15 protein-coding genes and 1 tRNA gene are annotated in these 18,346 nt (G+C 67.1%); 12 read left to right on the top strand and 4 right to left on the bottom strand.

Annotated features, from left to right (window positions below; all coding sequences use genetic code 11):
- Positions 1-76 precede the first annotated feature (76 nt).
- The 3 genes from O0K41_RS19440 to gmk form a co-directional block, all read right to left on the bottom strand.
- Positions 77-2,239 carry a bifunctional (p)ppGpp synthetase/guanosine-3',5'-bis(diphosphate) 3'-pyrophosphohydrolase gene (locus tag O0K41_RS19440; RefSeq protein ID WP_049432610.1) on the bottom strand — a complete coding sequence of 721 codons (2,163 nt, stop codon included), beginning with the start codon at positions 2,237-2,239 and terminating at the stop codon, positions 77-79.
- A 105-nt stretch (positions 2,240-2,344) separates the two neighbouring features.
- Positions 2,345-2,644: a DNA-directed RNA polymerase subunit omega gene (gene rpoZ / locus O0K41_RS19435; protein WP_005410877.1), complete on the bottom strand. Its 300-nt coding sequence runs from the start codon at positions 2,642-2,644 to the stop codon at positions 2,345-2,347.
- A gap of 110 nt (positions 2,645-2,754) precedes the next feature.
- Positions 2,755-3,420 carry a guanylate kinase gene (gene gmk, locus O0K41_RS19430; RefSeq protein WP_005414359.1) on the bottom strand — a complete coding sequence of 222 codons (666 nt, stop codon included), beginning with the start codon at positions 3,418-3,420 and terminating at the stop codon, positions 2,755-2,757.
- A gap of 291 nt (positions 3,421-3,711) precedes the next feature.
- Between gmk and fdnG the strand changes: the two genes are divergently transcribed.
- From fdnG to selD, 8 genes are all read left to right on the top strand, one after another.
- Positions 3,712-6,780 carry a formate dehydrogenase-N subunit alpha gene (gene fdnG, locus O0K41_RS19425; protein ID WP_138464127.1) on the top strand — a complete coding sequence of 1,023 codons (3,069 nt, stop codon included), beginning with the start codon at positions 3,712-3,714 and terminating at the stop codon, positions 6,778-6,780.
- A 10-nt stretch (positions 6,781-6,790) separates the two neighbouring features.
- Positions 6,791-7,708, top strand: a complete 918-nt coding sequence (gene fdxH, locus O0K41_RS19420; RefSeq protein WP_012481154.1) for a formate dehydrogenase subunit beta — start codon at positions 6,791-6,793, stop codon at positions 7,706-7,708.
- Positions 7,705-8,352: a formate dehydrogenase subunit gamma gene (locus O0K41_RS19415; protein ID WP_005410882.1), complete on the top strand. Its 648-nt coding sequence runs from the start codon at positions 7,705-7,707 to the stop codon at positions 8,350-8,352. The genes fdxH and O0K41_RS19415 overlap by 4 nt, the downstream gene beginning before the upstream one ends.
- Before the next feature lie 356 nt (positions 8,353-8,708).
- Entirely contained in the window at positions 8,709-9,692 is a 984-nt protein-coding gene (fdhE, locus tag O0K41_RS19410) for a formate dehydrogenase accessory protein FdhE (protein WP_164223106.1), read from the top strand.
- Between the two features lie 4 nt (positions 9,693-9,696).
- Positions 9,697-11,121 (top strand): L-seryl-tRNA(Sec) selenium transferase, encoded by a 1,425-nt coding sequence (gene selA / locus O0K41_RS19405; protein WP_164223103.1) that lies wholly within the window; start codon positions 9,697-9,699, stop codon positions 11,119-11,121.
- Positions 11,118-13,049, top strand: a complete 1,932-nt coding sequence (selB, locus tag O0K41_RS19400) for a selenocysteine-specific translation elongation factor (RefSeq protein WP_164223100.1) — start codon at positions 11,118-11,120, stop codon at positions 13,047-13,049. Before selA ends, selB begins: the two co-directional genes overlap by 4 nt.
- A gap of 24 nt (positions 13,050-13,073) precedes the next feature.
- A tRNA-Sec gene (locus O0K41_RS19395) sits at positions 13,074-13,169 on the top strand.
- 26 nt (positions 13,170-13,195) lie between these two features.
- A complete protein-coding gene (selD, locus tag O0K41_RS19390) occupies positions 13,196-14,275 on the top strand; it encodes a selenide, water dikinase SelD (protein WP_049450494.1) in 1,080 nt (359 codons plus the stop codon).
- 57 nt (positions 14,276-14,332) lie between these two features.
- On the opposite strand, the gene O0K41_RS19385 is transcribed toward selD, so the two are convergent.
- Positions 14,333-15,193 carry a YicC/YloC family endoribonuclease gene (locus O0K41_RS19385; RefSeq protein ID WP_005410888.1) on the bottom strand — a complete coding sequence of 287 codons (861 nt, stop codon included), beginning with the start codon at positions 15,191-15,193 and terminating at the stop codon, positions 14,333-14,335.
- Between the two features lie 124 nt (positions 15,194-15,317).
- On the opposite strand from O0K41_RS19385, the gene rph reads away from it, so the two are divergent.
- From rph to hemW, 4 genes are read left to right on the top strand one after another with little or no spacing between them, the layout of a single operon-like run.
- Positions 15,318-16,043: a ribonuclease PH gene (gene rph, locus O0K41_RS19380; RefSeq protein WP_005410889.1), complete on the top strand. Its 726-nt coding sequence runs from the start codon at positions 15,318-15,320 to the stop codon at positions 16,041-16,043.
- Positions 16,040-16,429 (top strand): VOC family protein, encoded by a 390-nt coding sequence (locus tag O0K41_RS19375; protein WP_005414366.1) that lies wholly within the window; start codon positions 16,040-16,042, stop codon positions 16,427-16,429. The genes rph and O0K41_RS19375 overlap by 4 nt, the downstream gene beginning before the upstream one ends.
- Positions 16,426-17,022 (top strand): RdgB/HAM1 family non-canonical purine NTP pyrophosphatase, encoded by a 597-nt coding sequence (gene rdgB, locus O0K41_RS19370; protein WP_005410891.1) that lies wholly within the window; start codon positions 16,426-16,428, stop codon positions 17,020-17,022. The genes O0K41_RS19375 and rdgB overlap by 4 nt, the downstream gene beginning before the upstream one ends.
- Positions 17,023-17,078: 56 nt before the next feature.
- Positions 17,079-18,305, top strand: a complete 1,227-nt coding sequence (hemW, locus tag O0K41_RS19365; RefSeq protein WP_049450496.1) for a radical SAM family heme chaperone HemW — start codon at positions 17,079-17,081, stop codon at positions 18,303-18,305.
- The last annotated feature ends 41 nt before the right edge of the window (positions 18,306-18,346 follow it).

Genomic DNA, 18,346 nt, shown 5'->3' with positions numbered 1-18,346 from the left:
GATCCGTTTCCCGGCGGGAAACGGATCCGACCCCGTACGTCGTGTGCGCGGAACGTCATCCACGCATGGCGTGGACCTACTGGCGGCGTACCGACTGCACGACCGACAGGCGGCGCAGGCGGCGCATCACTTCGGCCAGGTGGTTGCGGTCGCGTACCTGGATGTTGAACGCCAGCACGGCGGCGTTGAAGTCGCGGTCCAGGTAGTCCACGCGCTCGATGTTGGAATGGCTCTGGGCGATGGCAGCGGCCAGCTGCGCCAGCACGCCGGTGCCGTTCTCTACTTCCACCACCAGCGAAGTGTCGTAGTCGCCGGAGACGGTGGTGTCCCAGCCGATCGGCACCCAGCGCTCGGGCGACTTGCGCAGCTCGGCCAGGTTCGGGCAGTCCATGCGGTGCACCACGATGCCCTTGCCGGCGGTGTGGTAGCCCATGATCTCGTCGCCGGGAATCGGCTGGCAGCAGCCGGCGAACGTGACCACGCCGCGCTCGCTGCCGTTGATCAGGATCTTTTCCTGCGAATGGTGGCGCGAATGCGGGCCGCCACGCAGTTCGGCGTAGGCCATCAGCGCCTGCGCGGCCTGGGTCGGCATCCAGTTGCCCAGCGCCACCTCGGCCAGCAGCGCCTCCAGGCGCGGGAAACGGTGCTCGGTCAGGAACGCATCCAGGCGCCCCTTCGGCAGCCGTTCCAGCGACGAATCCATCGCCTCCAGCGCACGGTCGAGCATGCGGTGGCCCAGCTGCACGGCATCTTCGTGTTCCAGCTGCTTGAGCTGGTGGCGGATGGCAGTGCGCGCCTTGCTGGTAACCACGAATTCCAGCCACTGCGGTTTCGGCGTGGCCGAGCGTGCGGTGATGATCTCCACCGACTGCCCCGACACCAGCTTGGTGCGCAGTGGCACCAGTTTCTTGTCAACGCGCGAGGCCACCGCCATGTTGCCGACATCGGTATGCACGGCGTAGGCGAAATCGAGCGCGGTGGAATTGCGCGGCAGGGCCAGGATCTTGCCCTTCGGCGTGAACAGATAGACCTCGTCCGGGAACAGGTCGACCTTGACGTTGTCGAGGAACTCCAGCGAGGAGCCGGCAGCGCGCTGCGAGTCGATCAGCTCGACGATCCAGGCGTGGGCACGGCTCTGCGCGCTGTTGGGCGAATCGCCACCAAACTTGTAGGTCCAGTGCGCGGCCACGCCGCGCTCGGCGATCAGGTCCATTTCCTCGGTACGGATCTGCACTTCGATCGGCGAGCCGTACGGCCCGAACAGCACGGTGTGCAGCGACTGGTAGCCGTTGGCCTTGGGAATGGCGATGAAATCGCGGAAGCGGCCATCCAGCGGTTTGAAGGTGGCATGCACCGAACCCAGCGCGTGGTAACAGCTGGGCACGCTGCGCACGACCAGGCGGAAGCCGAACACGTCCATCACCTGGTCGAAGGATTTATTCTCGTCGCGCATCTTGTTGTAGATGCTCCACGGGGTCTTGATGCGGCTGATCAGCCGATGCTCGATCCCCTCCTTGGCCAGGCGCTGCGACAGCTGCACTTCCACCTGCGCCATCGCCTCGCGGCGCACCACCGGCTGGCTGCGGATGTGTTTTTCAATGATGGCGTGGCGCCACGGGTAGAGCGCCTTGAAGCCGAGGTTCTGCAGCTCGCTCTTGACCAGGCTCATGCCCAGGCGCTGGGCGATGGGCGCGTAGATCTCCAGCGTCTCGCGGGCGATGCGGCCGCGCGCTTCGCGGCTCTGCGCGCCCAGCGTGCGCATGTTGTGCAGGCGGTCGGCCAGCTTGATCATGATCACGCGCAGGTCGCGCGACATCGCCAGCAGCATCTTGCGGAAGCTCTCGGCGGCCGCTTCCTGGCGGTCGCGGAACTTCAGCTTGTCCAGCTTGGTGACGCCGTCGACCAGTTCGGCCACGGCTTCGCCGAACTCGGCAGCCAGCGCCTCGCGGGTGAGCGGGGTGTCTTCGATGGTGTCGTGCAGGATCGCGGCGATCAGCGCTTCCACGTCCAGGCCGAGCTCGGCCAGCACCTGGGCCACGGCCACCGGATGGGTGATATAGGGCTCGCCCGACTTGCGCGTCTGCCCAGCGTGCGCGGAGGCACCGACTTCCCAGGCACGGCGCAGCAGCGGCAGCTGTTCCGGCGGCAGGTAATGGGCGGCGCGTTCAAGCTGGAGGACGTAGTCGGGTACGGCGGCAGCGGGGGCTGCGGCGACCTTGGCAGTGGGGCCTGGGTTCATGCCCGAAGCCTATTCCAGCGCGACGTTTACGGCAAATCCTGAATGCGAAACAGCCCGCACGGGGCGGGCTGTTCGGCGATCCAGCAATGACGTTGATCGATGCGATCAATCGTCGTTCTTGGACATGTCTTCGTCGGCGACCACTTCGGCGGCAGCCCACTCCAGCGCTTCGCGCTCGGCGCGCTCACGCTCGGCCTTCTCGACTTCGTCGATCAGCGCGTTGTCGATCTTGCGGGCGGCGATTTCGCGCAGCGCCAGCACGGTCGGCTTGTCCTCGGTCTCGCTGTTGTCCAGCGTGGCCTGCACGCCGTTGGCGAGCTGGCGGGCACGCTTGGAAGCCATCATGACCAGTTCGAAACGGTTGTTAACGACTTCCAGGCAATCTTCTACGGTGATGCGGGCCATACGGGCTCCCGGCGACCGGTCGGCCGCTCAGTCGAATGAGGGAAAGGGGACGGAGTGTACTGGCAGGGGCTGGACAAAATCAAGCCAACCCCCACCCGATTCTTTTGGAATCAGTCAGTTGCACCCGGATCTGGGGTCAGCAGGGCCTGGATCAGGCCGGCGTGGCGGACCTTCTGGGCCTCCCGGCGCAGGCGGCTGGCGGTGAAGATGGCGCACAGCTCGTCCACGGCGGTGTCGAACACCTCGTTGACGATGACGTAGTCGAACTCGTTGAAGTGCAGCATTTCATCGCGTGCCGCGCCCAGGCGCTGGGCGATGACCGCCTCGCTGTCCTGGCCGCGCTTGCGCATGCGGTCCTGCAGGGCCTGCTTGGACGGCGGCAGGATGAACACGGTGACCGTGCCCGGCACCAGCTGGCGCACCTGCTGCGCACCCTGCCAGTCGATTTCCAGCAGCACGTCCTGGCCGGCGGCCAGCTGCGGCTCCACCGACTGCCGGGCGGTGCCCTTCCAGTCGCCGTGCACCCAGGCATGCTCGAAGAAGTCGCCGGCGGCGATCATTTCCTCGAACCTCTCCGCAGAGACGAAATGGTAGTGCTGGCCGTTCACTTCACCCGGGCGCATCGCGCGCGAGGTGAAGGAGATCGACAGGGCGATCTGCGGGTCACGCGCCAGGGTGGCATTGACGATGCTGCTCTTGCCGGCACCGGACGGGGCGGCAACGATGTACAGCGTGCCGCGCGCAACGGCGTCCGACGGCTTCGACGCGGCGCTCATGCGGGGGATCCAACGGGTTGATTTCGCAAAATTTTTCCTCGGTGTTCCAGATCCGGCGCGGAGGATCGCGCCAGGACGGCGGGGGCTGCGCGGAACATCCTGGAACCAGGCCCGGCAGACGCTTTCCCCGGGGGGCGGGCACGCAACTTTACCAGAGCGGCCCCGTCGCGCGCCCGTCTGGCGGGCGCCGGGCCTTGTGCCACATGGGCGTACGGGGGCCTGTGCTATAACCGGGCCGTACCCAACGACAGCCCGGAGGCCTGCGCCTCCCCGCCATCCCAGGAGAACGGCATGCCATCGATGAGCCGCCGCCAGTTCCTGAAAGTGACCGGGACAACCCTGGTCGGCTCCAGCCTGGCATTGATGGGCTTCGCGCCCGGCATCGCGCTCGCGGAGGTCAGGCAGTACAAGCTGACCCGCGCGACCGAGACCCGCAACACCTGTACCTACTGTTCGGTGGCCTGCGGCATCCTGATGTACAGCCTCGGCGATGGTGCCAAGAACGCCGAGCCGAGCATCTTCCATATCGAAGGCGACCCGGACCATCCGGTGAACCGCGGCACGCTGTGCCCGAAGGGCGCCGGCCTGGCCGACATCATCCACAGCAAGTCGCGCCTGCTCTACCCCGAGTACCGCGCGCCGGGCTCGAACGAGTGGAAGCGGCTGAGCTGGGACGATGCGCTGGACCGCATCGCGCGGCTGATGAAGGAAGACCGCGATGCCAACTTCGTGCAGAAGAACGAGGCCGGGCAGACGGTCAACCGCTGGCTGACCACCGGCATGCTGGCGGCCTCGGCCACCAGCAATGAAACCGCGGTGCTGACCCACAAGGTCGTGCGCTCCCTTGGCATGTTGGCATTCGACAACCAGGCACGTGTCTGACACGGCCCGACGGTGGCAGGTCTTGCCCCGACGCTAGGCCGTGGTGCGATGACGAATCACTGGGTCGACATCAAGAATGCCGACCTGATCCTGATCATGGGTGGCAATGCCGCCGAGGCGCACCCGTGCGGGTTCAAATGGGTGACCGAGGCCAAGGCACACAACAAGGCACGCCTGATCGTGGTCGATCCGCGATTCAACCGCTCGGCCGCGGTGGCCGACGTGTACGCGCCGATCCGCACCGGTACCGACATCGTGTTCCTGGGGGGCCTGATCAACTACCTGCTGACCGAGGACCGCATCCAGCACGAGTACGTGCTGAACTACACCGACATGTCGTTCCTGGTGAAGGACGAGTTCGCCTTCAAGGACGGCCTGTATTCGGGCTACAACGAAGAGAAGCGCAGCTACGACCGCTCCAGCTGGGACTACGCCTACGGTGATGATGGCTTCGTGCGCAGCGACCCGACGCTGAAGGACCCGCGCTGCGTCTACAACCTGCTCAAGCAGCACTATGCGCGCTACACGGTGGAGATGGTCGAACGCATCTGCGGCACGCCGGCCGACAGCATCCGCCAGATCTGGGACATGATCGCGTCCACCGCCGGCAAGGACAAGGCGATGACCATCCTGTACGCGCTGGGCTGGACGCAGCACTCGATCGGCGCGCAGAACGTACGTGCCGGCACCATGGTGCAGCTGCTGCTGGGCAACATCGGCGTGGCCGGTGGCGGCATGAACGCCTTGCGCGGGCATTCCAACATCCAGGGCCTGACCGACATCGGCCTGATGTCCGACCTGCTGCCCGGCTACCTGACCCTGCCGAAACAGGACGAGCAGGACTACGAGGCCTACATCGCCAAGCGCACGCAGAAGCCGCTGCGCGCCAACCAGATGTCGTTCTGGCAGAACTACCCGAAGTTCCACGTCAGCCTGATGAAATCGTGGTGGGGTGACGCCGCCACCGCCGACAACAACTGGTGTTTCGATTACCTGCCCAAGCTCGACAAGCCGTACGACATGCTGCAGGCGTACGAGCTGATGAACGAAGGCAAGATCCACGGCTACATCTGTCAGGGCTTCAATCCGCTGGCCTCGGCGCCGAACAAGGGCAAGCTGATCAGCGCGTTCTCCAAGCTGAAGTTCATGGTCAGCATGGACCCGCTGGAAACCGAGACCATCGCCTTCTGGCAGAACCACGGTGCGTTGAACGACGTCGACCCGAGCACGATCCAGACCGAAGTATTCCGCCTGCCGACCACCTCCTTCGCCGAGGAGAACGGCGCGGTGGTGAATTCCTCGCGCTGGCTGCAGTGGCACTGGAAGGGTGCCAACCCACCAGGAGAAGCACGCAGCGACATCGAGATCATGTCCGAGCTGTTCCATCGCATCAAAGCGATGTACGAGAAGGACGGCGGTGCGTGGTGGGAGCCGGTGCGCGACCTGGCCTGGAACTACGCCAACCCTGAGGTACCCACGCCCGAAGAACTGGCGATGGAATACAACGGCAAGGCGCTGGCCGACGTGTTCGATCCGAAGGACCCAACCAAGCTGGTGCGCAAGGCCGGCGAGCAGCTGGCCGCATTCGGCGACCTGCGCGACGACGGCAGCACCGCCTCCGGCTGCTGGATCTACATCGGTGCCTGGGGCCCGACCGGCAACATGATGGCGCGGCGTGACAACAGCGACCCCACCGGCATCGGCAACACGCTGGGCTGGGCCTGGGCGTGGCCGGCCAATCGTCGCGTGATGTACAACCGCGCCTCGTGCGACGTCGCCGGAAAGCCATTTGATCCGCGGCGCACGCTGCTGGCGTGGAACGGGAAAAACTGGGGCAGCGTGGACGTGCCCGACTTCAAGGCCGACGAAGATCCCGCCGGCGGAATGGGCCCGTTCATCATGAACCCGGAGGGCATCGCGCGCTTCTTCGCCAAGGCCGGCATGGCCGAAGGCCCGTTCCCGGAGCACTACGAACCGTTCGATACACCGCTGCGCAGCAACCCGCTCAGCCCCGGCCAGGCACTGACGCTGAACAACCCGGCCGCCCGCGTATTCGCCAGCGATCGCGCACAGATCGGTTCGCCGGACGAGTTCCCGCATGTGGCCACCACCTACCGCCTGACCGAGCATTTCCACTTCTGGACCAAGCACGGCAAGTTGAACGCCATCATCCAGCCCGAGCAGTTCGTCGAGATCGGCGCGGCGTTGGCCGACGAGCTGGGTATCAACAACGGCAGCCGCGTGCGGGTCAGTTCCAAGCGCGGCCACATCGAAGCGGTCGCCATGGTGACCAAGCGCATCAAGGCCCTGCAGATCGATGGCCGGACCGTGCACCAGGTGGGCGTGCCGATCCACTGGGGCTTCCTCGGTGCGGCCAAGCCCGGATACATCGCCAATACGCTGACCAACGCCATCGGTGACGGCAACTCGCAGACGCCCGAATCGAAGTGCATCCTGGTCAAGGTCGAGAAGGTGTAGGAGACACGCCATGTCACTGCAATCCCTGGACATCATCCGCCGCTCGGCCACCACCACGCCCTCGCCGGAGGCGCGTGGTGCGCACACCGGCCAGGTCGCCAAGCTGATCGATGTGAGCAAGTGCATCGGCTGCAAGGCCTGCCAGGTCGCCTGCATGGAGTGGAATGACCTGCGCGACGAAGTGGGCAGCTGCGTTGGCAGCTATGACAACCCGCCCGACCTGAGCGAACAGTCGTGGACGGTGATGAAGTTCCGCGAGTACGAGGACGAGAAGGGCAAGCTGGAGTGGCTGATCCGCAAGGAAGGCTGCATGCACTGCAGCGATCCGGGCTGCCTGAAGGCCTGCCCGTCGCCCGGTGCCATCATCCAGTACGCCAACGGCATCGTCGACTTCCAGGAAGAGAACTGCATCGGCTGCGGCTACTGCGTGACCGGTTGTCCGTTCGACGTGCCGCGCATCTCCAAGAAGGACCACAAGGCCTACAAGTGCACGCTGTGTTCGGACCGGGTGGCGGTGGGCCAGGAACCGGCCTGCGTGAAGACCTGCCCGACCGGCGCGATTACCTTCGGCAGCAAGCAGGCGATGACCGAGCATGCGGCCGGACGCGTGGAAGACCTGAAATCGCGCGGCTACGAGAATGCCGGCCTGTACGATCCGCAGGGCGTCGGCGGCACCCACGTGATGTACGTGCTGCAGCACGTGGACAAGCCGGAGCTGTATGCCGACCTGCCCAAGGATCCGCGCATCAGCCCGATGGTGGAGGTGTGGAAGGGCGTGGCCAAGCCGCTGGGCGTGCTGGCGATCGCCGCCACCGCCTTCGCCGGCTTCCTGCATTACATCGGCATCGGCCGCAACACGGTCAATGACGAGGAAGAAGAGGAAGCCGAGCACGAGGCGAAGAAGATCGAAGAGGAGCAGCGGCCATGAAGTACGCCCCGCACCCGCGCCAGATCATCCGCTACCGCGCACCGACCCGCATCAACCACTGGATCGTGGCGATCTGCTTCGTGCTGACCGCGCTGTCCGGGCTGGCGCTGTTCCACCCTGCCCTGTTCCCGTTGACCCAGCTGTTCGGTGGCGGCCCCTGGACGCGCATCCTGCATCCGTTCATCGGGCTGGCCATGGTGGTGGGCTTTGCGCTGCTGGCGTTCCGCATGTGGCGCGACAATCTGCCGACCGCCGACGATCGCGCATGGATGCGCGGCATGCGCGATGTACTGCGCAACGAGGATGAGAAGCTGCCGCCGGTGGGCCGTTTCAATGCCGGCCAGAAACTGCTGTTCTGGGCCATCATCGGCTGCCTGTCGGCGCTGCTGCTGACCGGCTTCGTGATCTGGCGGCAGTACTTCAGCCACTTCTTCCCGATCGGGGTGATCCGCTTCTCGGTGCTGGCCCATGCGCTGTTCGGCTGGGTGCTGGTGTGCGCGATCGTGGTGCACATCTATGCCGCGATCTGGATCAAGGGCTCGGTGCGGGCGATGACCCAGGGCAAGGTGACCTATGGGTGGGCGTACAAGCACCACCGGCAGTGGTTCAGGGACATCCTGCGCGGGCGGCGGGAAGAGGGGTAGCGGCAGGGCCTGCGGCCCTGCACCCGCAGAGGCAAGGTCAACGTCAAAAGCTGGCTATACGTGGGTTGGCGGGGCACTGTGGATTTGCGGGGACGCCGTGAACCCGTCCCTGGGGGCTTGGCCGCGGCATCCATGCCGCGGACACCCCGCAAACCCACAGTGCCCCGCCTTCGACAGTTTCCCGTTGCTGGTGGGTGTCGACCTTGGTCGACACGATGAACATGGCAACGACCGAAACCGGTTTTTGTAGAGTCGAGCCGTGCTCGACTGCTTTGCTCGACTGCGTTGTTTGAACCCGCTGGACGCGAGCGCCGACAACGGCGAGGATGGAGGCTGGTTCTTCTGGCTGGCCCTGCATGGCGCAACGCATCCTTGAACCCGGTGAGATCGAGACGCTCGCCTCGCGCGATGTGCCGCGCATCATCCTGCCCGATATCGAGTCACTGTTCGCCGAGCGCGCGACGCGCCTGCGCAGCCTGGCCGCGCACAGTGCCATCGGCGGTTACCTGCAGCTGCTGGCGGCGTTGGCCGATGCACAGCAGGCGATGCTGGATGAGCTGACACCGCAGCAGCGCGAGGCGCTGCAGTCGCAGGCGCGTGCGCAGCAGTCGAGTGCGGCGGCCGGTGCCGGCATGCCGTTGCGGCCGGCCAACACGCTTCAGCTGGATGGATGCTGGCGCGACTGGCTGCGCATGCTGTGCCAGCACTGTGCCGACGAAACGGGGCTGCCGCTGGAAACCCGACAGGAGCTGCAACGCGTCGCGGCTGCCGACGACGCCTGGCTGGATGCTCAGGCGCACGCGGTGCTGGAGCGCGATGACGCGCCGTCGGTGGATGCGGTCGCTGCGCTGCTGGTGATGAACGCACTGCAGGTTTACTGGGCGGTGCTCGCAGCCAGCTTCCGCCCTACCGACCTGAAGCCGCTGGCTGATGCGCCAGGGCTGTGCCCGCTGTGCGGCACGTTGCCGGTGACCAGCGTGGTGCAGGCACGCGCACCCTATGCGTCCTACCGTTACCTGTCGTGCTCGCTGTGCGCCTGCCAGTGGCACTACGTGCGCGTGCAGTGCAGCCAGTGTGGTGCCGCCGGCAAGGACATCGCCTATCGCGCCCTGGCCGATGTGGACGGCGACAGCGGCGAGGCGGTGCGCGAGAGCGCGGTGCGTGCCGAGACCTGCGACCACTGTCACAGCTACCGCAAGATCCTGTATCTGGAAAAGGACCCGTCACTGGAGCCGGTGGCCGATGACCTCGGCACGCTGGCGCTGGATCTGCTGCTGGCCGAGGAAGGCTATGCGCGTGCCAGCCAGAATCCTCTGCTGTGGCAATCCGACGGCGATTGAGGCGATGACAGCCATGCCCCCCGCCCCGGCATCGGCCGCCGCCCTGCCCTCGCTGGACCGGGTGCTGCGCCTGCCTGCACTGGCGCCACTGATCGAAGGCCACGGTCGAAGCCGCATCACCCAGCTGCTGCGTTCGCACCTGCAGGTGCTGCGTGAGCGTGTAAGCGCCAGCCAGTTGTCGACCGCGCAGCTGCAGGAAGCGGTCGACGGCCCGGCGCTGGTGGCAGCGGTCGAGGCCGAACTGGCAGCCGATGCACGGCTGGACCTGCAACCGATGTTCAACCTGACCGGCACCGTACTGCATACCAACCTGGGTCGCGCATTGCTGCCCGAGGCCGCGGTGCAGGCAGTCACCCGCGCGATGACCGCGCCGGTCGATCTGGAGTTCGACGTCATCCGTGGCCGTCGCGGCGACCGCGATGCGCGGGTACAGGCACTGATCTGCGAGCTGACCGGTGCCGAAGCCGCCACTGTGGTCAACAACAATGCGGCGGCGGTCCTGCTGCTGCTCAACAGCCTGGCCAACCGCCGTGACGTGGTGGTGTCGCGCGGCGAGCTGGTGGAGATCGGTGGCGCCTTCCGCATTCCCGACGTGATGCGCAGCGCCGGCGCGCGGCTGCTGGAAGTAGGTACCACCAACCGCACCCATCCGGCCGACTTCACCAACGCCATCGGCGCGCGCACAGCGCTGCTGATGGAGGTGCACGCCAGCAACTACGCGATCAGCGGATTCACTGCCAAGGTCGACACCGCGGCGATGGCCGCGATCGCGCACGAACATGGCCTGCCGCTGGTGGTGGACCTGGGCAGTGGCAGCCTGTGCGATCTGGCCACGTTCGGCCTGCCGCACGAACCCACCGTGCAGGAAACGCTGACGGCCGGCGCCGATCTGGTTTCGTTCAGCGGCGACAAGCTGCTGGGTGGCCCGCAGGCCGGCATCATCGCCGGTCGCGCGGACCTGATCGCGCGGATCAACCGCAACCCGCTGAAGCGGGCACTGCGCATGGACAAGATGGGCCTGGCCGCACTGGAGGCGGTGCTGGCCCTGTACCGCGAACCCGAGCTGCTGGCACAGCGGCTGCCGACACTGCGCACGCTCTCGCGCACGCAGGATGACATTGATGCGCAGGCCCAGCGCCTGCTGCAGCCGATGCGTGCCTCGCTGGCGGCGGACTACAGCCTCGAGCCTGCTTCGATGCACAGCCAGATCGGCAGCGGCGCCCAGCCACAGGCGCAGCTGGCCAGCGCCGGACTGCGCATTACCAGCGCGCGCCGTGGCGGACTGGATCGCCTGGCCAAGCGCCTGCGTCAGCTGCCGCGACCCGTGCTGGGCCGCATTGCCGATGACGCGCTGTGGCTGGACCTGCGCTGCCTGGAACCGGCCGACGAAGCCGACTTCCTCGCCCAGTGGAGCACGCTGCAGGCATGATCGTCGGCACCGCCGGGCATATCGACCATGGCAAGACCAGCCTGGTACGGGCACTGACCGGCATCGAAACCGATCGCCTGCAGGAAGAGCGTACGCGTGGTATTTCCATCGAGCTGGGCTATGCCTATGTTCCTGTGGAACGCAGGGACGGCACAGGTCCTGTCGCGACGCTGGGTTTCGTCGACGTGCCAGGCCACGAGCGCTTCGTGCACACGATGGTGGCCGGCGCCACGGGTATCGACGTCGCCCTGCTGGTCATCGCTGCCGACGACGGCGTGATGCCACAGACCCGCGAGCATCTGGCCATCTTGCAGCTGCTGGGCGTGAACCGGGGTGCGGTGGCGCTGACCAAGATCGACCGTGTGGATGCGGCGCGCCTGGCCCGGGTCGAGATCGAGGTCGCTGCCCTGCTGGCCGGCACGCCGCTGCAGGATTCCCCTGTGTTCACCTGCAACAGCACCGCACCCGACGATGCTGGCATCAACGCGCTGCGTACCCAGCTGCACGCGTGGGCGGCGGACGATGCCAGCACGCGCCAGGCCGAACTGCGCAGCGAGCTGTTCCGCATGCCGGTGGACCGCGTGTTCTCGCTGGCCGGTCATGGCACGCTGGTGACCGGTGCAGTGCACGGCGGCATCGCCTCGGTGGGTGAGCATCTGCAGCTGATGCCGGCCGCCACTGAAGTGCGCATACGCAGCATCCACTCGCAGAACCAGGCCAGTGACCACGCGATGGCCGGGCAGCGCTGCGCACTGAACCTGGCGGCCATCGCCCGTGACGACATCCACCGCGGTGACTGGATCGCCGACGCACGCGCACTGCTGGCCACCACCCGCGTTGATGTGCGGTTGCGGCTGTCCGCGTTGGCCGCACCGTTGCGCGACTGGGCACCGCTGCATATCCACTGGGGCACGATGCACCGGCAGGCCCATGTGGTGCTGCTGGAGGACCATGACCACGGTGATGGGCAGTTGGTGCAGCTGGTGTTCGATGCTCCGGTCTGTGCGATGTGTGGCGATCGCTTCATTGCCCGCGATTCAGCGGCCACCCACACGCTGGGCGGCGGCCTCGTGCTCGATCCGGACCCGCCACAGCGGCGCCGGCGCAGTCCTGCACGGCTCGCATGGCTGGGAGCACTGGAGCAACTGGCCGCGGGTGCGGGAATCGGCCCACTGTTGCAGCAGGCGCCCTTCGGCGTTGCCATGGCCGCGCTGCAGCGCTACTGCCGGCGCGCCGCCGACCGGATCGATCTTCCTGCAGACACGCGACGCATCGTCACCCGCGAAGACACGGTAGTCATCCTTGTGTCGCACTGGCAGGCATTGCGCGAGCAGGTGATCGCCTCACTGCGTGGATGGCATGAGCGACGCCCGGACGAACCCGGTGTCGACAGCGGCCGCCTGCAGCGCAGCACCCTGCCCGCGCTTGCAGCGAGCCTCTGGAATGCGCTGCTGCAGGACCTGCTGGACGACGGCAGCGTGCAACGCGTGGGTGCCTGGTGGCGCCTGCCCGGGCATGACCATGCGCCACCGGAACGCGAGCGTCTGCTGCTGGAACGCGTGCTGCCGCAACTGCACGCCGGTGGCTTCGATCCGCCGTGGGTGCGCACCCTTGCTGCCGAGATCGGCCTGGCCGAAGACGAAGTCCGCGCCGTCCTGCGCCGCGCCACCGCACGTGGCGAGCTGTTCCAGGTGGTGCCGGACCTGTTCTATGCACCCGCGTGCATTGCGGAACTCGCCGCGATCGTCGCGCAGCTGTCACAGGCCAGCGGCACGGTGGATGCGGCCACGTTCCGCGATGCCATCGGCCTGGGCCGCAAACGCAGCATCCAGATCTTGGAGTTCTTCAATCGCGTTGGCTACACTCGACGCGTCGGTGACCAGCATCGGCCTCGCGGCGACCTGCAGTGGAACGCAGCCCGCGACTGAGCCCACCGGTACCGCCGTACTTTCGGAAGGCATGCGCATCCGGGCATGCGGCTGGGCTTCAAACCCAGTAGGGGGCGTCGATCGTTCCCTGGTAGGTTCGACTCCTGCTGCCTTCCGCCATTCGCGTTCCCGCAGGAGATGTCGGCATGGCCACGCACGCGCAGTCCCCCGCCCCTTCAACGGCCGATGCCCCGCAACGACTGACCTCTCTCGCGCATGGCGGCGGCTGCGGCTGCAAGATCGCGCCGGGCGTGCTGAGCGAACTGCTGCGTGGCGTTCCAGCACTTCCGGCACCGGCTGAGCTGCTGGTGGGCCGTGACAACAGCGACGACGCCGCGGTGTATCGCCTCGATGACCGGCAGGCGATCGTCGCCACCACCGACTTCTTCATGCCGATCGTCGACGACCCGTTCGACTTCGGCCGCATCGCGGCCACCAACGCGCTGTCGGACCTGTATGCGATGGGCGCGCGCCCGCTGTTCGCACTTGCCATCGTCGGCATGCCGATCAACACGCTGCCGCAGGACACGATCCGCGGCATCCTGCAGGGTGGCGAACGCGCCTGCGCCGATGCGGGCATCGTGGTCGCTGGTGGCCACAGCATCGATTCGGTGGAACCCATCTACGGCCTGGCCGCGATCGGCGTGCTCGACCCGCAACGACTCAAGCGCAATGCCGATGCCCGCGCCGGCGACGTGCTGGTGCTGGGCAAGCCGTTGGGCGTGGGCGTGTATTCGTCGGCGCTGAAGAAGGAAGTGCTGGATGCCGACGGCTACCGGCAGATGATCGCGTCGACCACCCGCCTGAACACCGTGGGCGTGCCGCTGGCTGCGCTGGACGGCGTGCATGCCATGACCGACGTCACCGGCTTCGGCCTGCTCGGCCACCTGCTGGAAGTGTGCCGCGCCAGTGGTGTCGCTGCCGAGGTGGACAGTGCACAGGTGCCGCTGCTGCCGCAGGCGCTGGAGCTGCTGCAGCGTGGCTGCGTGACCGGCGCATCCAACCGCAACTGGGCCTCCTATGGCACCGAGGTGCGCTTCGCCGATGGGTTGCCGGCACACTGGCAGCCACTGCTGACCGACCCTCAGACCAGCGGCGGCCTGCTGGTGTCGTGCGCCCCGGAAGCGGTGGATGCAGTGCTGGCCTGCTTCCACGACGCGGGGTTCGGCCAGGCAGCCGTGGTCGGGCGTTTGAGCGAAGGAGCGCCGGGCGTCAGCGTGCGCTGATGCGCTGGAACGACAAGGGCGCCCGAAGGCGCCCCTGCTGTACCGCTGGATGCAACATCACTCGATGTTCTGCACCTGTTCGCGGATCTGGTCGATCAGCACCTTCAGCTCCACCGCGGCATTGGACGTACGGCTGTCCACCGACTTCGAGCCCAGCGTATTGGCTTCGCGGTTGAACTCCTGCAGCAGGAAGTCCAGGCGGCGACCGACCGGCTCGCGCTGCTTGAGCACGCGGCGGATCTCGACGATGTGGCTGCCGAGGCGGTCCAGTTCCTCATCCACGTCCAGCTTCTGCAGCCACAGCACCAGTTCCTGCTCGGCGCGGCCGGGGTCGACCGGGTGCGGCAGGTCGGCCAGGCGTGCGGCCAGCTTGGCGCGCTGGCCGTCGCGAATGGCCGGAATCAGCGTGCGCACTTCGGTGGCGATGCGTTCGATGCCGTCCACACGCTCGCTGATGGCCGCAGCCAACTTGCCGCCTTCGCGCTCACGGGCCTCGACGAAGCCATCCAGCACCTGGTCCAGCAGCGCCAGCGCCTCGACCTGCAGGGCGGCGGCGTCGGTGGCCTCGCCACGGGTCACGCCCGGCAGCTGCAGCAGGTCGGTGAAACTGACCTGCAGATTGGGGAAATCGGAGGTCAGGCGGTGCGCCAGGCGGCCCAGCTGGCCCAGCAGGGCCTCGTCCACCTGCAGGTTGGCGGCGGCTTCCGGCGCGCGCAGGCGCATCACCAGATCCAGCTTGCCGCGGCTCAGGCGCGCAGCGATGCGCTCGCGCAGCTGCGGTTCGAGCGCCCGCAGTTCCTCGGGCAGGCGGGTGCCGACCTCCAGGAAGCGGTGGTTGACCGAGCGCAGCTCACAGCCCAGCGTGCCCCACGGGGTGACCCGCTCGCCGCCGGCATAGGCGGTCATGCTTCGAATCATGGATTGTGTCCGGTGCGTGCAAAGGGGGAATGGTACCCTAGCGCCCTCACCAGAGCCCCCTTGCCCGCCCCGTGAAGGCCGCGGGCGTGGCGGCGTACTCCCTTGCCATTACGGAACCCGCACCATGTCCGATTCCCGCCCCAGCGGCCGCCAGCCCGACCAGCTCCGCCCGGTCGTCATCCAACGCGGCTTCACCCGCCACGCCGAAGGTTCGGTGCTGGTGTGCTTCGGTGAAACCCGTGTGCTGTGCACCGCCAGCGTCGAGAACCGCGTGCCGGGCTTCCTGCGCGGCAAGGGCGAAGGCTGGGTCACCGCCGAATACGGCATGCTGCCGCGCGCCACCCACACCCGCAGTGACCGTGAAGCGGCCCGTGGCAAGCAGGGTGGCCGCACCCTGGAGATCCAGCGACTGATCGGCCGCAGCCTGCGCGCCTGCGTGGATCGCAACGCGCTGGGCGAGCGCACCATCACCCTCGACTGCGACGTGCTGCAGGCCGACGGTGGCACCCGCACGGCCGCCATCACCGGCGCCTACGTGGCGCTGGTCGATGCGGTGAACGTGCTGATGAAGCGTGGCGACATCAAGCGCAACCCGATCCTGGGCGCAGTGGCCGCCGTATCGGTAGGCGTGTACCGCGGCACCCCGGTGCTGGACCTGGACTACGCCGAAGACAGCGACTGCGACACCGACATGAACGTGGTGATGAACGATGGCGGCGGCTTCATCGAGCTGCAGGGCACCGCCGAAGGCCACGCCTTCCGTCGCGATGAACTGGATGCGCTGCTGGGCCTGGCCGAAAAGGGCGTGGGCGAACTGCTGGCCGCACAGCAGGCGGCGCTGTCGGCATGAACCGCCGCATCGCCCTGACCACCCTGGTGGTGGCCGACTATGACGAAGCCATTGCCTGGTACACCGGCAAGCTCGGCTTCGCATTGCTCGAAGACATCGACCAGGGGCACAAGCGCTGGGTGGTGGTCGGCCCGACCGACGGCAGCGCCGCCGCCCTGCTGCTGGCCCGCGCCAGCGACGAGGAACAGCGCAGCCGCATCGGCAACCAGACCGGCGGCCGCGTCGGCTTCTTCCTCAACACCGACGACTTCCGCCGCGACCACGCGGCGATGGTCGCCGCCGGCGTCGAGTTCCTGGAAGCGCCGCGCGAAGAACCCTATGCAACGGTTGCGGTGTTCCGCGATCTGTATGGCAACACCTGGGACCTGCTGGAGCCCCGTCAATGAAGAAACTGGTACTGGCCAGCCACAACGCCGGCAAGCTGGTGGAGATGCAGGAGATCCTTGCCGATCTGCCGCTGCAGATCACCTCGGCCGCCGAACTGGGGCTGGGCGATGTGGAAGAGACCGGCCTGACCTTCGTCGAGAACGCGCTGCTGAAGGCGCGCGCGGCCTGCGAAGCGACCGGCCTGCCGGCGCTGGCCGATGATTCGGGCCTGATCGTCGATGCCCTCGGCGGTGCGCCGGGCCTGTACAGCGCACGCTATGCCGGCCACCCGACCAATGCTGCGGCCAACAATGCCAAGCTGCTGGACGCGATGGCCGACATTCCCGATGGCCAGCGCAGCGCCCGCTTCTATGCGGTGATCGTGCTGCTGCGCCACGCCACCGACCCGCAGCCGCTGATCTGCGAAGGCCGCTGGGAAGGGCAGATCATCCGCGAACTGCGTGGCACCAATGGTTTCGGCTACAACCCGGTATTCCTGGACACCACCCACGGCCTGACCGCCGCGGAAATGGAGCCGGCACTGAAGAACGCCATCAGCCACCGCGCCATTGCCCTGCAGCAGCTCAAGCAGCAGCTGGCGACGCTGTACTGACGCCACCCGATCGACCCAGGGAAGCCGGCCAGCGGCCGGCACTACCGAAGAAGCCCATGCCGCACGCCCACGACCACTGCAACCACCTGCCCGGCGAAGCCTGCTCCGCCGACCACGACAACCCGCCGCGGCTGGTGCCGCCACCGCTGTCGTTGTACGTGCACCTGCCGTGGTGCGTGCGCAAATGCCCGTACTGCGATTTCAATTCGCACCAGGCCAAGGGCGAGCTGCCGTTCGACGCTTATATCGATGCGCTGCTGCGCGACCTCGACCAGGACCTGCCGCTGGTCTGGGGCCGGGTGGTACACAGCGTGTTCTTCGGTGGCGGCACGCCCAGCCTGTTCCCGCCAGAGGCGATCGACCGCTTCCTGCAGCAGGCCAGCGCGCGCCTGCGCTTTGCCCCCAACGCCGAAATCACCCTGGAAACCAACCCGGGCACCGCCGAGCATGGCCGCTTCGACCGCTATCGCGCGGCCGGCGTGAACCGCCTCAGCTTCGGCATCCAGAGCTTCGACGACGCCATGCTCAAGCGCCTGGGCCGCATCCACGACAGTGGCGAAGCCGAGCGCGCGGTGAAGATGGCGCAGGACGCGGGCTACGACAACTTCAACATCGACCTGATGTACGCGCTGCCGGAACAGACCCTGGCCGGTGCCGAGGCCGACCTGGAACGCGCGTTCGCGCTGCAGCCGGCACACATCTCCCACTACCAGCTGACCCTGGAACCGAACACGGTGTTCTTCGCGCGGCCGCCGCAGGGCATTCCCGATGAAGACAACGCCTGGGACATGCAGGAACACTGCCAGGCATTGCTGGCACAGGCCGGTTTCGGCCAGTACGAGGTCAGCGCCTACGCGCGCCCCGGCCGGCAGAGCGCGCACAATCTGAACTACTGGCGCTTCGGCGACTACCTGGGCATCGGTGCCGGCGCGCACGGCAAGATCAGCTCGGGCGCCGAGGAACACGTGCTGCGCCGCTGGAAGCTGAAGCACCCGCAGGCCTACCTGGACAGCGCCGGCACTCCGGCCTCGTTCGGTGGCGACGATGTGATCGCGCCGGAGCGCCTGCCGTTCGAATACATGCTCAACCTGCTGCGCCTGCACGAAGGTTTCGGCCTGCGCGATTTCGAGTCGCGCACGGGGCTGCCGCGCAGCGTGCTGGACGCACCGCTGGCCGAGGCCGTGCAGCGCGGCTGGCTGGAAGTCACGGATGGGCATGTGCAGCCGACCGAGCTGGGCCGCCGCTTCACCAACGACGTGGTAAGCCTGTTCCTGGAAGATTGATCCTCGCGTGACAGAGGGTTGTGCCGGCCGCTGGCCGGCAC

It is taken from the genome of Stenotrophomonas sp. Sm2128 (assembly GCF_030985535.1).
GTDB classification, from domain to species: Bacteria; Pseudomonadota; Gammaproteobacteria; order Xanthomonadales; family Xanthomonadaceae; genus Stenotrophomonas; species Stenotrophomonas maltophilia.
The sequence above is the reverse complement of the archived record's forward strand: the minus strand, read 5'-3'. Positions and strand labels throughout refer to the sequence as shown.

Bases quoted from the DNA above. Each gene is read 5' to 3' on its own strand.
- O0K41_RS19440 (WP_049432610.1), bottom strand. From the start codon at position 2,239: ATGAACCCAGGCCCCACTGCCAAGGTCGCCGCAGCCCCCGCTGCCGCC.
- rpoZ (WP_005410877.1), bottom strand. From the start codon at position 2,644: ATGGCCCGCATCACCGTAGAAGATTGCCTGGAAGTCGTTAACAACCGT.
- gmk (WP_005414359.1), bottom strand. From the start codon at position 3,420: ATGAGCGCCGCGTCGAAGCCGTCGGACGCCGTTGCGCGCGGCACGCTG.
- fdxH (WP_012481154.1), top strand. From the start codon at position 6,791: ATGTCACTGCAATCCCTGGACATCATCCGCCGCTCGGCCACCACCACG.
- O0K41_RS19415 (WP_005410882.1), top strand. From the start codon at position 7,705: ATGAAGTACGCCCCGCACCCGCGCCAGATCATCCGCTACCGCGCACCG.
- fdhE (WP_164223106.1), top strand. From the start codon at position 8,709: ATGGCGCAACGCATCCTTGAACCCGGTGAGATCGAGACGCTCGCCTCG.
- selA (WP_164223103.1), top strand. From the start codon at position 9,697: ATGACAGCCATGCCCCCCGCCCCGGCATCGGCCGCCGCCCTGCCCTCG.
- selB (WP_164223100.1), top strand. From the start codon at position 11,118: ATGATCGTCGGCACCGCCGGGCATATCGACCATGGCAAGACCAGCCTG.
- selD (WP_049450494.1), top strand. From the start codon at position 13,196: ATGGCCACGCACGCGCAGTCCCCCGCCCCTTCAACGGCCGATGCCCCG.
- O0K41_RS19385 (WP_005410888.1), bottom strand. From the start codon at position 15,193: ATGATTCGAAGCATGACCGCCTATGCCGGCGGCGAGCGGGTCACCCCG.
- rph (WP_005410889.1), top strand. From the start codon at position 15,318: ATGTCCGATTCCCGCCCCAGCGGCCGCCAGCCCGACCAGCTCCGCCCG.
- O0K41_RS19375 (WP_005414366.1), top strand. From the start codon at position 16,040: ATGAACCGCCGCATCGCCCTGACCACCCTGGTGGTGGCCGACTATGAC.
- rdgB (WP_005410891.1), top strand. From the start codon at position 16,426: ATGAAGAAACTGGTACTGGCCAGCCACAACGCCGGCAAGCTGGTGGAG.
- hemW (WP_049450496.1), top strand. From the start codon at position 17,079: ATGCCGCACGCCCACGACCACTGCAACCACCTGCCCGGCGAAGCCTGC.